Annotated in this window: 13 protein-coding genes and 2 pseudogenes; 10 read left to right on the top strand and 5 right to left on the bottom strand. The window is 33.9% G+C overall.

Going from position 1 to position 13199, the window contains the following annotated elements; all coding sequences use genetic code 11:
- The first annotated feature begins 43 nt into the window (after positions 1-43).
- The 3 genes from WAX78_RS05150 (at position 44) to WAX78_RS05140 (ending at position 1950) form a co-directional block, all read left to right on the top strand.
- Positions 44-625 carry a hypothetical protein gene (locus WAX78_RS05150; protein ID WP_336481181.1) on the top strand — a complete coding sequence of 194 codons (582 nt, stop codon included), beginning with the start codon at positions 44-46 and terminating at the stop codon, positions 623-625.
- Positions 626-1076: 451 nt separating this feature from the next.
- On the top strand, positions 1077-1226 hold the full coding sequence (locus WAX78_RS05145; protein ID WP_336481180.1) for a hypothetical protein: 150 nt from the start codon (positions 1077-1079) through the stop codon (positions 1224-1226).
- 160 nt (positions 1227-1386) lie between these two features.
- Positions 1387-1950, top strand: a complete 564-nt coding sequence (locus WAX78_RS05140) for a GNAT family N-acetyltransferase (RefSeq protein ID WP_336481179.1) — start codon at positions 1387-1389, stop codon at positions 1948-1950.
- Between the two features lie 490 nt (positions 1951-2440).
- Here the strand turns inward: WAX78_RS05140 and WAX78_RS05135 are convergent, their stop codons facing one another.
- From WAX78_RS05135 to WAX78_RS05125, 3 genes and pseudogenes are all read right to left on the bottom strand, one after another.
- A complete protein-coding gene (locus WAX78_RS05135; protein WP_336481178.1) occupies positions 2441-2971 on the bottom strand; it encodes a GNAT family N-acetyltransferase in 531 nt (176 codons plus the stop codon).
- Between the two features lie 578 nt (positions 2972-3549).
- Positions 3550-4974, bottom strand: a pseudogene (locus WAX78_RS05130) (PAS domain-containing sensor histidine kinase); the annotation flags it as partial.
- 45 nt (positions 4975-5019) lie between these two features.
- Positions 5020-5382, bottom strand: a pseudogene (locus WAX78_RS05125) (PAS domain S-box protein); the annotation flags it as partial.
- Between the two features lie 474 nt (positions 5383-5856).
- On the opposite strand from WAX78_RS05125, the gene WAX78_RS05120 reads away from it, so the two are divergent.
- A complete protein-coding gene (locus WAX78_RS05120) occupies positions 5857-6231 on the top strand; it encodes a VOC family protein (protein WP_336481177.1) in 375 nt (124 codons plus the stop codon).
- Positions 6232-6263: 32 nt separating this feature from the next.
- On the opposite strand, the gene WAX78_RS05115 is transcribed toward WAX78_RS05120, so the two are convergent.
- Entirely contained in the window at positions 6264-7073 is an 810-nt protein-coding gene (locus WAX78_RS05115; protein ID WP_336481176.1) for a YitT family protein, read from the bottom strand.
- A gap of 166 nt (positions 7074-7239) precedes the next feature.
- Here WAX78_RS05115 and WAX78_RS05110 point away from each other — a divergent pair, with 166 nt between their 5' ends.
- From WAX78_RS05110 to WAX78_RS05100, 3 genes are read left to right on the top strand one after another with little or no spacing between them, the layout of a single operon-like run.
- Positions 7240-8043: a protein phosphatase 2C domain-containing protein gene (locus WAX78_RS05110; protein WP_336481175.1), complete on the top strand. Its 804-nt coding sequence runs from the start codon at positions 7240-7242 to the stop codon at positions 8041-8043.
- 11 nt (positions 8044-8054) lie between these two features.
- Positions 8055-8522, top strand: coding sequence for a peptidoglycan recognition protein family protein (locus WAX78_RS05105; RefSeq protein ID WP_336481174.1), 468 nt, complete (start codon positions 8055-8057; stop codon positions 8520-8522).
- Positions 8523-8578: 56 nt separating this feature from the next.
- Positions 8579-8824, top strand: a complete 246-nt coding sequence (locus WAX78_RS05100) for a DUF2164 domain-containing protein (protein WP_336481173.1) — start codon at positions 8579-8581, stop codon at positions 8822-8824.
- Between the two features lie 43 nt (positions 8825-8867).
- Here the strand turns inward: WAX78_RS05100 and WAX78_RS05095 are convergent, their stop codons facing one another.
- Positions 8868-9671: a GNAT family N-acetyltransferase gene (locus WAX78_RS05095; RefSeq protein WP_336481171.1), complete on the bottom strand. Its 804-nt coding sequence runs from the start codon at positions 9669-9671 to the stop codon at positions 8868-8870.
- A 296-nt stretch (positions 9672-9967) separates the two neighbouring features.
- Here WAX78_RS05095 and WAX78_RS05090 point away from each other — a divergent pair, with 296 nt between their 5' ends.
- From WAX78_RS05090 to WAX78_RS05080, 3 genes are all read left to right on the top strand, one after another.
- Entirely contained in the window at positions 9968-10981 is a 1014-nt protein-coding gene (locus WAX78_RS05090; protein WP_336481170.1) for a S66 family peptidase, read from the top strand.
- 24 nt (positions 10982-11005) lie between these two features.
- A complete protein-coding gene (locus WAX78_RS05085) occupies positions 11006-11581 on the top strand; it encodes a GNAT family N-acetyltransferase (RefSeq protein WP_336481169.1) in 576 nt (191 codons plus the stop codon).
- Between the two features lie 153 nt (positions 11582-11734).
- On the top strand, positions 11735-13162 hold the full coding sequence (locus WAX78_RS05080; protein ID WP_336481168.1) for an amino acid permease: 1428 nt from the start codon (positions 11735-11737) through the stop codon (positions 13160-13162).
- The last annotated feature ends 37 nt before the right edge of the window (positions 13163-13199 follow it).

Raw genomic sequence — 13199 nt, 5'->3', positions numbered from 1 at the left:
TAATGAATCCATATTTTTACAAACTATAGGGAGGGGAAAATTTTTGTATAAAAGACTTAGAAAACATCTTATATTAGGTTCCCTAATTTTTATCATTAGTGGCTGTTCGATTTCAAAAGGGTACGGCACACAGCAAGAAGCCTTAAAACAAGAATTAAAACCAACAAGTAATACAGAAACAAATAAATATCATGCTTTAGAGCGTATTATAAAGATAGATGGAAAAATAGCTTTTTTTGTTACACCTGATAATTACATTTCAATAGCGGATTTAGAAATGAAAAATGGAAAATGGACTGTTAGTGGGACAACAGGAGGAGAAAATGTAAGTGAGTTAGAAATACAAGATTCTGGTATATCACCTACTTTTGGAGTTTCAAATGGGAAAGTTATTTCTGGTTATCTTAAAAATCCATCTATTAGCGAGGTATCTTATGAATCTACTTCGGGACATATAATAAATTTAGATAAATACTTACCTAACGAATCAAAGTATAAAGGATGGAGTTTATGGTACATAATCCTTCCTAATAAATTAGACGATGTCCCAGAATCATTAGATTTTATTAGGACTGCTTTAGAGTTTAAAGATATAAACGGAACTATTATAAAATATAAAAACTGATCATCTAAAAACAACTTCTGATAACGAGAATTATGTAAATGAGCTGTCCAAATGGATAGCTTATTTTATTTTTTGCTTAGCGTGCTTTTTTCCAAAATGCTGGCGGTACCCCATGCCCATCAAGCTAAAATTTTATAGTACCCCCAGAACGAAATTTTGTACTAACTTGTAACAAAAAAGCTCATTTTTTCGTTTTGGGGTATTTGCTTTTCTTAACTTGATGGCGATGTGATGCTACCCCATTATGCAAAAGATAAAAATTGGAAGCCAATAGATGAAAAATAATAATTCCTTATTCAACTAACGCATGCATTAGTTGAACAACTTAAGGCTGCTTCGGTAGCCATTTTTTGTACCAACTGGCAGTTTAGTTTTCAATATGTGAAAAGGGGTTTCTAAGTGATTAATTGAATATATATTTATTGTTTACTAATTTTTGGGAGGTCCCTTTATGGGAGATAAGCTTTACTGTATTGCTGTATATCAAGTTCTTAATGAAGAAAGACTAGGAGATTCGAACGGTTCTATAATAACTTATAGTGATGCTGTGACGGGATCTCCTGTTAGTGAGATAGGGTATTTTTTAATTTATTTATTATAGTAACGTACCCGAAGAGGTTGATATGGGACATATCAACAAACTAGGTGGTACCACGAAATTGCAACTCTCGTCCTCAAGAATTATTTCTTTGGGGTGAAAGTTTTTTTATTATATAAGTTTCATTATGTCATAATTTAAAGTTTTCGAGAGGAGAAATTATATGAATCCTATTTTATTAGATGTTCCGCTACAAATAGAAACAGACAGACTAATTCTTCGAGCACCACTTCAAGCTGGTGACGGGAATGTCGTAAACCAAGCTATTAAGGATTCAATTAGTGAGTTAAAGCCATGGTTGCTTTTATACCAGTCAATGCCTACTGTTGAAGAAACGGAAATTATCCTGAGAAATGCCCATATAGATTTTTTGAAAAGAGAAAGCTTTCGCTATCTTATTTATCATAAGGGTACTAATGATTTTATTGGAACTGCTAGCCTTCACGGAATTAATTGGAAGATTTCTAAATGTGAAATTGGATACTGGATTAACACGCAATTTAGTGGCAATGGATATATGACAGAAGCAGTAAGTGAGTTAACAAACCTTGGATTTCAGTTATTCAAATTTAGAAGGATTGAAATACGATGTGAATCTAATAACACTAAAAGTCGTACGATCCCTGAAAAACTAGGTTTTGAGCTTGAAGGGATATTACGTAATGAAGATCTTTCAGCTGACGGTAAAAAACTAACTGATACCTGCATCTATGCAAAGGTAAATTAGATTAAAATTTTAAAATTCCTTGTACAACTAAAGCATGCGATAGTTGTACAACATATCTTAAGGTCGGTTTCCAAATTTGGAAGGCGGCTTTTTTGATTTTTTATAACGAACGGTTTCATAACTTTTAAGGGGTCAAACGGCATACCCATCAAGCTAAGGTTTTAAAGTACCCCCTAAATGGAAATTTTGTATTTTATAGCACCGAAGTTTGATTTTATCGTTTTGGGGGTAACTTGTTTTCTTAAGTTGATGGGCATGTGAAGCTACCCCTAATAACCCTGATAACCGAACAAAAAGAAAGAGCGTGTTTTGAAAAAAGTTTAATCAAAACACGCTCTTAAAGTATTCTAACATAGCACTCTTTTATAAAAAAATTTAATCATTTTTTATTCAGCTGAGGCACCCGTTAATTGAACACGGTTTTTCCATTCAATTGATCAACATTGTACTGATACCGTAACTAAGAGCCATCACTATAAAATGATGACTCTTAGTTATTTTTTTTAAGGAACTTATTTCGGACAAATCTCCAAAAGTATAATTCATCTGTTTCTTTATACATTTCCGCCCCTGATTTTTCTAATACCCTGTGCGATGGAATATTATCTTTAGCAGTATCAGCAATAACGTACATAACATCAGACTGATTTAACAACCAGTTTTTCATATTATTAATCGTTTCCGTCATATATCCGTTTCCTTGATATTCAGGAAGAGTATAGTAACCAATTACTACTTCACCATTTTCATTTGGAAGACCTTTTAACATTATCCCCCCAACATTACGGTTTTTATCTTTCGACACAATTAACCAATTGGTATGCCATATATAATTCCCCTCATCAGCTAACAGCTTTGAAAGCCTTATTTCCATAGCTTGTTTAAGTTCTAGGCTAAGAAATCTATCTGATTTACTTAAAGATAACCTTAGTTCCATTTTCTTTGGGTTATCAATTAGTAATTTCAGATTTTCTGCACTCAGAGGAATTAGTCTTAATCTTTCGGTGTTTAATTCAATCATTATTACACTCCTATCATAATTTGTACGCCACTTTAAATAGGCAAAAACAAATTTTAAAATAGGTATATGTTATTGGCAGCTACCCCCATTATATGTAATCGAAAATAAAGGAAGCATCACACTTTGCAATCCATTATTACAGGTTATTTAAGTTTATCATTCCAAAAATATCCTGTAAATTCTTTCGAAAAACGTAAAATGACTTTTCTACTGACTGTTGTCCGTCTTCAAGTAACTTACACCGTTAGTTCAATAAGAAAAAAACCGAAATCACAGATAGATTTCGGTTTATCATTTTTATAAACGCTTGAACTTTGTTTTAAATCCACAAATTATTCTGCTTGTATCTATCTTCTTCTTTTATTCTTATATAATGTGTAACATTATATATTTGTTCTTGTTGAAACAAATATTGATTCAAATTTCTTGAATCTAAATAAAAGTATCGTTTCTGTTTTCTTTTCTTATTTTATCCCGCTATTCGCGGGCAGTAAGACTCCCACCTCAAGATTGAGAGAGAAGCGAGGAAGATAGATAGGGGATAGCTGCTGGCATGTGCCTGATTGGTTAGTTTCATTTTATTTCGTTTTTGCTTCGGAAATGATAGGTAACCGAATATCTACAGTTGTTCCCTTGTTTAATTCACTTGTAATTTGTAATTTTCCATTATGCTCTTCAATTATCTTATAACACATCATTAAACCTAATCCAGTTCCTTTTTCTTTTAAACTATAGAAAGGTTCACCTAAACGTGAAATGCGATCTTGTGGAATGCCGCAGCCTTCATCCGTAATGCTGATTAATATAGAATGATTTTCTATCTGTATTGTTCGAATGAAAATATTACCCCCGTGAGGCATTGCTTCTATCGCGTTTTTTAAGATATTGATGAATACTTGTTTGAGTTGATTTCCATCACAAGGAATTGCTGGCAAAACAGAGCCGTGATCCATATTGATATGTGTATTATGCATGATTGCTGTTGGTAAAATAAATGTTACTACTTCTTCAATTAACGTTTGAATTTGACAAGATTTTATAGATATAGCTTGTGGCTTAGACATTGCCATAAACTGATTTGTAATCGATTCCATTTGAGTAATTTCACTTAACATGACATCAACATACCATTTGTTCTTTTCAATAATATCGGGTTCTAACAATTTCAAAAATCCTTTTAAAGAAGTTAATGGATTTCGTATTTCATGAGCAATTCCAGCCGTTAGTTGCCCAACAACTGCTAGTTTCTCAGATTTTCTCAATAGTTCTTCTGTTTTCTTCAAATCTGTAACATCCTGCCCCATAATGACGATTCCTTTTGGGGACCCATCAGGATGAAAAAGAGGTACTTTTATAATATCGAGAATAAGGGGAGTGGAACTAGAATGCATAATAATTTCTTCACCACGTATGCTTTCTTTTTTCTCCCATGCAAATTCATCAGATTTTTCACAGTATAAAAAGGAGTTACGATATAGTTCATTATATTGGATTAACTCACTATCTTTTTTGCCGCGATATGGCACATTTTTAAAATTTAAACTAGAAATAGCATAATCATTTGCTTCAAGCCATCTTCCTTCTGCATCTTTCAAAAGGATAAACGCTGGCATTGCATTTATAAGAGTCCGTAAACGTTTTTCACTCTCTTTTAATGCGTGTTCCATTTTTTTACGCTCTGTAATATCTCTTAAACTACTTACGAACGCTACTACTTCTCCGTAAGTATTTACAATAGGAGAGATAAAATTACTTACATTAATTAAATTCCCGCTTTTGTGCTTTCTAAGTGTTTCTTGTGATGTGAAAAGTTTGTTATTAGCAAGTTCTTGATAGATTTTGTTGTATTTCTCTTTTGAAAAGTCTGGAATAGTGGGTATTGTTTCTCCGAGCATTTCTTGTTCAGTCCAGCCAAATAGAGTTTCAAAAGCTTTATTTGCTTTAATTACTCGAAGTTTTAAATCAAGAACAACAATGGCATCTACTGTATTTTTTAGAAGTGAGTCTAGTTGTTGTTTTGTTAATGTAGCATCTTTTTTTATTTGTTTTATTTTCATGATGTCTTTCATTATTACATATGTGCCGACTATCTTATGACCTGCAAAAATTGGTGAACCTTTCAAAATTATTTCTACGGGGTGACCGTTTTTATGTATCATAGATAATTTATATTCTTGCTGTTTTCTATTCATTATATTTTTTAAGGATTGTAAATTTTGTTCTGTATGTTGTGGAGTAATGAAAGAATAGATTGTCATCTTTTCAAATTCTTTAGCTGTATATCCTAGCATTCTTTCTGCTGCAGGATTGGCACATAATATATTACCTTGTAAATCGACAGATAAGATACCATCGGGATTATATTTGAAAAGAGATGTGCAATGCTCTGTTGCATTTATACATTCTGTCATTTTATTTTTTGTAATAATAGAGCGTCTTTTTGGATGTATACTTTTTTTAAAAGACGTAAACCGTTTCCCTCGCATTCATTATTCCCCCGGATAAATATTCTGTATATATATGATGATTTTAGATAGCTGATTTACTGTTTTATATGTTTTGTTTTAAATATTTAATATTTCTAATGTTATATCCTTTAAGAGTATAGACATGCTAAGTATGAATAGTCAATTTCAATTGTATATTTCTAAATTATAAGTTTTATTTTCTGAAAACGGTTAGTAAGTCTTTCTCTTTAAGATTCTGAGAAAACAAAGAAGATAGGCAAGGAATAATTACCTGTAATCGCTCTATTGATAGGTTCACTTCATAACTGAAAATATCAGATGTTCTTTCGTTTTTCTTATACATCTTCATAATAAGTATGTAAGTTATTTATAAAATCTCCTTTGATATAATAAGGATAGGAAAGGGGAGGGAATATTATGACGTTTAAGATTCAAGGGATTGATCATGTACAATTAGCGGCACCAGCAGGATGCGAAGAAAAAGCAAGAGCATTTTATGGAGAAATACTCGGATTAGAAGAGCTTCCAAAACCAGAAGAATTAAAAAAGCGAGGAGGCTGTTGGTTTCTTTGTGGAAATCAAGAGATTCACATTGGAGTAGAACAAAATTTTTCTCCTGCCAAAAAAGCTCATCCTGCTTTTTTTGTTCAGCACATTGAACATTTTCAAGATGATTTAACGCAAAAAGGGGTTTCTGTTATAGTCGATACGGCACGCCCTGATGTTACAAGATTTTATGTATCAGATCCATTTGGAAACCGTATTGAATTTATGGAACGAAAAGTGTTGTAAAAAAGCGAGATGGATAATATTCCATCTCGCTTTTAACCTCTTCTAAATAACCCTAATACTTCGACTGTTTCTGTAATGTTTACAAACGCTTGCGGATCAACTTCAGAAATTATAGATTTCATTCCAGCTAGTTCTTCTCGAGAAATTACGGTCATTAATACGTGTTTTTTCTCATTTGAGTATGCACCTTCTCCGTCGAGTAAGGTAATCCCGCGCACAAGACTGGAAAGGAGCTTTTCTTTCATTTTTTCTGCGTGACTTGTTACAATCATTAGAGTAATTTTTCGATGTTTTGTGTGAACCGCATCAATTACTTTTCCTGTAACAAAAATAGATAATAAACTGTTTAAGGCAGTATCCCAATCGAAGAAAAATCCAGAAATAATGATTACAATCGTATTAAGTGCGATTAAGAATCCGCCAAGCTGAATATCTTTTTTACGTGAAAGTAACATACCGATAACATCAAATCCGCCTGTTGAACCATAGCAGTTGAAAACAAGTCCAATACCTGCCCCGGCAATTACACCGCCAAATAACGAAGAAAGTAGTGCATCGGTTGCCACTGCATGCACAGGAATAGCATATAAAGCTGCCGAAAGTGTGATAACTGATACGATTGTGTAACCGATAAATCGTTTTCCAAGTCCAATATACCCTAAAATAAGAATAGGTAAGTTCAATAAAAAGTTTACTATTCCAGTATTAAATGGGGTTAAGATTCCAATGATAATTGCAATTCCACTAATCCCACTGCTTAAAATCTTGTGGGGGATAAGGAAAAGATTAAAAGAAAGTCCTACAACTAAAGAACCTAAAATCACTCCAAGTAATCGATACATATCTTTCCCGTCCTTCACTAAAAATGCTTTACATACAAACTCATATTAATTCAAAATTATATATGAGTTTGTAAGATTTGAGGAAAAACAGTTTATTTAGGGAAATTAGATTAGTTAGAAAAATGGAAGCGATTTCTTTTCTTGAAAAAGGGGGAGGAAGATAAATATGGAAATTCAAGTGTTTCAGCAAAAGAGTCCGTTGAAAAGAGAATGTGAAGATGCACTGATTTGTAATGAAGGTTTAAAGTTATACGGTGTGTGTGATGGAGCGACGCCACTTATTGAGTTTCAAGATGAGAATGGGCATAACGGAGCATACTTAGCTTCGCATTTGTTTCAGCAATACTTTGAATCTATTTCAGGTGTGGATTCATTGCGAAATGAAGTTGTTAAAGCAAATCAGTTGTTGCAAAAAAAAATGCAATCTTATCATATTGATACAACAAAAAAAGATCAACTTTGGTGTACGTGTATTGCCGCTATTCATATGACAGATAAAACAATGGAATATGCACAACTTGGAGATTGTATGATTGTTGCTAAATTTATTGATGGAACAGTTCAAGTACTTACGAAAGACACTGTGAAAGGAATTAGTAAAAGGGCAAAGCAAAAGCGTGAAGAAGATCGCCAAAAAGGACTTTCTGTTCCAAGTGAAGCGATATTTGATGATAGAAAGGAGCGATTAAGCTACAATCGTTATATGGCAAATATTCCAAATGGATATTCTGTTGCAAATGGAATGAGTGAAGTAGCCTCGTATATTCAGCAAGGAAAACTTTTGCGACAAGAAATTTCAGATTTATTTATTTGTTCAGATGGTTTGTTTCATCCAAAGTGGCAGCTAGAAAAAAGTGCACAATTTGTGTGGGAACATGGTATTACACAATACGTACAAATAATAGAGGAATTAGAAGCGAAACAATTTGTTCGTCCAGATGATAAAACAGCAATTATCATAAGTCTGTAAAGGGTGAGACTATGCGTATTCAGAAAGCGAATCTCTCTTTTCGCGATCCGCTGCAACCATTGCAAGCTGTTACAAAAATTATTATTCATCATACAGCGGAAAATGGATGGGATATATATAAAACACATGATTTTCATCAAAATAATCGAGGTTGGAGTGGAATTGGCTACAATTATTTTCTTGAAGAAGATGGTACTATTTATGAAGGACGAGGACTATATATAGGGGCTCACGCGAAAGGATATAATACTGAGAGTATAGGGATTTGCATGTCAGGGAATTTCGACGACTATGATCCAACACCAGTACAAATGGTTTCTTTGCATTGGCTATGTAAACAGTTAATGGGTCAGTTTTCTTTGTATAGTGATCAGGTTCTTGGACATCGTGAATTAGATGGGGTAACGAAAACGTGCCCTGGAACACGTTTTTCAATGACAGAATTGCGCAGCATTCTATTCCGCATTAACAGGCAGTAAGACCTCCACTGATGGAAGTTTCACTTTATCCAATAATGAAAAAGGAGATTTATAGAATGACTTTTATGAAATTACCAAATGAGAAAAAAGAAACACTTGTAGAACATATTCAACAGTTTTTTGAAGAGGAAGGGCTAGAAGAGATTGGTCGTTTTCAAGCGGAGCGTTTAATTGAAGAAATGATAAAAGAACTAGGACCGCATATATATAATCAAGCAATAGGGGACGCTAGAAAGCTTGTCGCAGATAAACTTACGAATTTAGAAGAAGATTTATATGTATTAGAAAAAATGATTAAGTAACAAGTTTATACAAAGGAAAGAGGCTAACTCACAGTCTAGTGAGTTAGCCTCTTTTCATCCAAATTGCTTTCGTATAAGCAATTTTCATTCCAGTTCGTTCCATATTATTTTGGCTAATGCTTCCGAAGCGTGCTTGTCCAACGACTAATTCGCAGCCTAATTGTTTGGCTACATTCATTCGTTGCTTAAGTAAAGCGGTTTGACAGCCTTTTCCTTGTAAATGAGGTAAAGTAGCTGAAGCTGCTAGAGAAGCAATGCCTTTGTTAGCATATAAAACACCAATTGCAGCTGGAGTGTTTTCAAGAAGCGCTAAATAGAAATTCCAGCCTTCTTTCCCATGTAACACTTTGTTATTTTGACTAACGCCATCTATGGTGAAAGTAGGCATACCAAAGCTTTTTACATAAATATCTCCGAAGTGGTGAAACTCATATTCTTCTAAATCTCGAACAATGATTTCATTTGAAATAGTATTTTTTGTTACATCTCCATAAAGAGTGGTATGAAAGTCTGTTTGATAAAACCCTTTTTGGGACAAATACTCAAATAGTTCAGGTGTTGAATGAGCGGGAGTTATTTCAAAGCGACAAGGAATTTCTTGTTTTTTGTAGTAATCGATTACCTCATCTATTTCCTTTTTATCAGTAAATGTTACACCTTTTACGGTATTGAAAGAAGGTCCTGGGATTCCTTTTGCTGAAAAGGCCATTGCACTTCCAAAAGTTTGGATATCGATTCCCATTGGGTTATTTTCTTGTTCTTGAAGGATTTTCAATCTTGAATACATCGTATCTATTTCAGATTGTTCTAATCGTTTTGCTAACTCTACATTCATAACATGTTTCATATTTTTATTTATTCACCTTTCCTGGTCATTTGGAAGTTTTTTATTATTACTTAATACGACATATTTTTCCTGCTTCCTTTTTAATTGTTAGACTTTGTTATTAGCGTTTGAATATATAAGTGATTGATTATATTCAAAATGTGAATGTTATATTGTTCCGAATTAAGCTTATGAATAGGTTATTCACGAGTAAGAAACATTTATTTGACACGGTTTCGATTGCTTGAAATGAAGGATTTTAATGGTAGTCCAACGAATGTGAATCTAGATATATAGAAAAGGATGGGGAAATACATATGATAAAATATCCGTTTTTACCAAAAGGGGCAACGATTGGTGTAACAGCACCTTCGTCTGGGGTAGATGTAGCACTACATAATATGTTTAAACAGTCTTGTGAAAGTGTAGAAAGAAAAGGTTATACAGTCGTTTGCGGAGAAACAGTTTGGACACAGGAGAAGGCTAAGTCCTCTAGTGCGAAAAAGAGAGCAAATGAATTTATTGAAATGATGCAAGACGAGAACATTGATATGATCATTCCTCCTTGGGGCGGTGAACTATTAATTGAAATACTAGAAGAGATTGATTTTGAAAAAATAAACAAGAAATGGGTACTAGGGTACTCAGACACAAGTACTTTATTATTAGCGATAACTTTAAATACAGGAATAGCGACTGCTCACGGAACAAATTTAGTAGATTTAAGAGGCGAATACTCCGATGATACAACAGCGATGTGGCAAACTGTCTTATCAACGGAAACAGGCGCTTCAATTATCCAATACTCCTCAGAGAAATATCAAAAGAAATGGCAGCATAATAATCCATCTCCGTGTGTTTTTCATTTAACAGAAGATACAAATTGGAAAACAATTTCGAATGAAAATGTGAAAATTACAGGTCGATTGCTAGGTGGGTGTATCGATGTTGTTAGACATCTCATTGGCACTCCATTTGGTAGAGTGCAAGAGTTTAGAAAGAAACATTGTAATGATGATCCTTTCATTTGGTATTTTGAAAACTGCGAGTTAACTACTACTGATTTACGACGTTCATTAGTTCAAATGAAACTAGCAGGTTGGTTTGATAATTGTTCAGGTATCTTATTTGGTCGCAGTGCTGCAAACCATCCAGTCAATGATTATACTGCCGAAGATGTATATAAAGAACTTACTGATGAACTTCAAATTCCAATTATTTATGATGTAGACTGTGGTCATATGCCTCCGCAAATTACATTTATAAACGGAGCATTTGCAGAAATTGAAGTTGCAGATAGTAAAGGAGTAATTATACAGTACTTTAGGTAGCGATGTGGGGAGGAAATGAAGTGAATGGAATATAAAAATATTGCGGAAAAGTATCCAACACTCATTACAGAACGATTACGTTTAAGACCGTTAAGAATAGAAGATGCTGCTGATGTATTTGAATATGCTTCAGATCCAGAAATCACAACCTATACGGTATGGTATCCACATGAAAAACTACAGGATTCACAAATGTTCATTCAATCAATCCTACATCAATATGAAAAAGAAGAGGTTGCAGCTTACGGAATAGAGTTGAAAAAGGAAAAGAAAATTATTGGAACGTGCGGTTTTATCGAATATGACAAGAATCATCACAAGGCAGAATTGGCATATGCATTATCGAAAAACTATTGGCGACAAGGATTCGCGACGGAAGCAGCAAAAGCATTTATATGCTATGGATTTGAAACATTACAGTTAAACCGTATTGAAGCAAGGTGTCATGCTAGTAATGTTCAATCAGAACGAGTGATGAAACGTTTAGGAATGCAATATGAGAGAACGTTTCGAAAAGATATGTTTGTGAAAGGGGCATATCGAGATACGAAAATGTATGCTATTTTGCGAGATGAATACAATACCAAAACGGAGGAGTAAGCTCTATATTACTCTTCCTTTTGTTTTTAAAGGTGAAGACAAGAAAAAAATGTATAAATATTTATCTAAATTTTCTAAAAATATTGACAAATAAACCATTCTATTTTTATACTTATCTAAATTTGTACTAATTAGTAGGAATGGAGGGGCTATATGGAGAAGGAAGAAGCGCATTTTCAAGAAATTATAGAAAGAGAGAAAGGCTTGCAGCGTGGACTATCTACGAGGCAGCTGTCTATGATTGCAATCGGCGGAGCAATTGGAACAGGTTTATTTTTAGGAAGTGGGATGGCTATTGGCTTGGCTGGTCCTAGCGTAATACTTAGTTATGGGATTGGAGCCATTATTGCTTTTTTATTAATGGGGTGTCTAGCAGAAATGACAGTAGCGCACCCTACTTCTGGGTCATTTGGAGCATATGCTGAACATTATATAGGTCCCTGGGCAGGTTTTACTGTGCGCTATGCATATTGGGCAAGTATTGTAGTGGCGGTCGGAACTGAAGTAACAGCGGTTTCAGTGTATATGAAATATTGGTTTCCTACTGCCCCTGGTTGGATGTGGGTTATTCTCTTTTCAGCGTTACTTATTTTTGTGAATGCCACTAGTGTAAGTTTATTTGGAACGATTGAATATTGGTTTTCAATGATTAAGATAGTAGCTATTGTTGGTTTTATTCTTTTAAGTGCTTACGTTGTATTTGGTACTAATACGAATCCGGAAATAGGAATTCAAAATTATACAAATGCCGGTGGATTTTTACCAAATGGTTGGTGGGGCATGTGGGTTGCGGTTTGTGTAGCTTTATTTAGTTATTTAAGCATTGAAATGATTGCTGTAACCGCTGGCGAAGCAAAGAATCCAGAGAAAGCAGTTCCTAAAGCACTTCGTTCAACCATTTATCGATTAATTATTTTTTATATTTTAACATTAGCTTTCATGTTAATGATTGTTCCTTGGAAAGCTGCTGGTGTTGATAAGAGTCCTTTTGTTAAAGTAATGGAGTTATTAAATATTCCAGGTGCATCTGGCATTATGAATTTTGTTGTTTTAATCGCAGCTTTGTCTTCAATGAATAGTCAATTATATATTACAACTCGAATGATGTTTTCGCTATCTAGAGCTGGTTATGCACCGGCAAGGTTTGGTCAACTAAGCAAGAGGGGAGTTCCTGTTTCAGCTTTGTTCTTCTCAACAATTGGTATTGCGCTGGCAACAATTTTAACAATTGTCTCACCGAATCAAGCATTCATGCTCATGATGGGGATTTCAATGTTCGGAGCTATGTTTACATGGATGATGATCTTTATTATTCATTTATATTTTCGAAAGAAGTGGGTTGCATCCGGAGGAAGGGATTTACCAGTTCGTATGTGGGGATACCCATATTTAACTACATTAGGAGCCGTATTAATGTTTGCAATTTTAATAACCACTTGGTTTACTGACATGTTTAAATCAACACTTACAACGGGTATTCCGTTTTTACTTGTAGTAACAATAGGGTATTTTGTTTGGAAAAAAGCAAATGAAAGAAAAGTATTAGTGAAAAAAGATGGAGTGTCTGATCATGTAAAGTAACAAGTAAATAATAATAAGTTGCGGCTGTTATTTTTTA

Source organism: Bacillus yunxiaonensis (assembly GCF_037104695.1).
In the GTDB taxonomy this organism is placed as follows: Bacteria; Bacillota; Bacilli; order Bacillales; family Bacillaceae_G; genus Bacillus_A; species Bacillus_A yunxiaonensis.
Note: the sequence above shows the minus strand (reverse complement) of the source record. Positions and strands in the feature narration are given on the sequence as shown.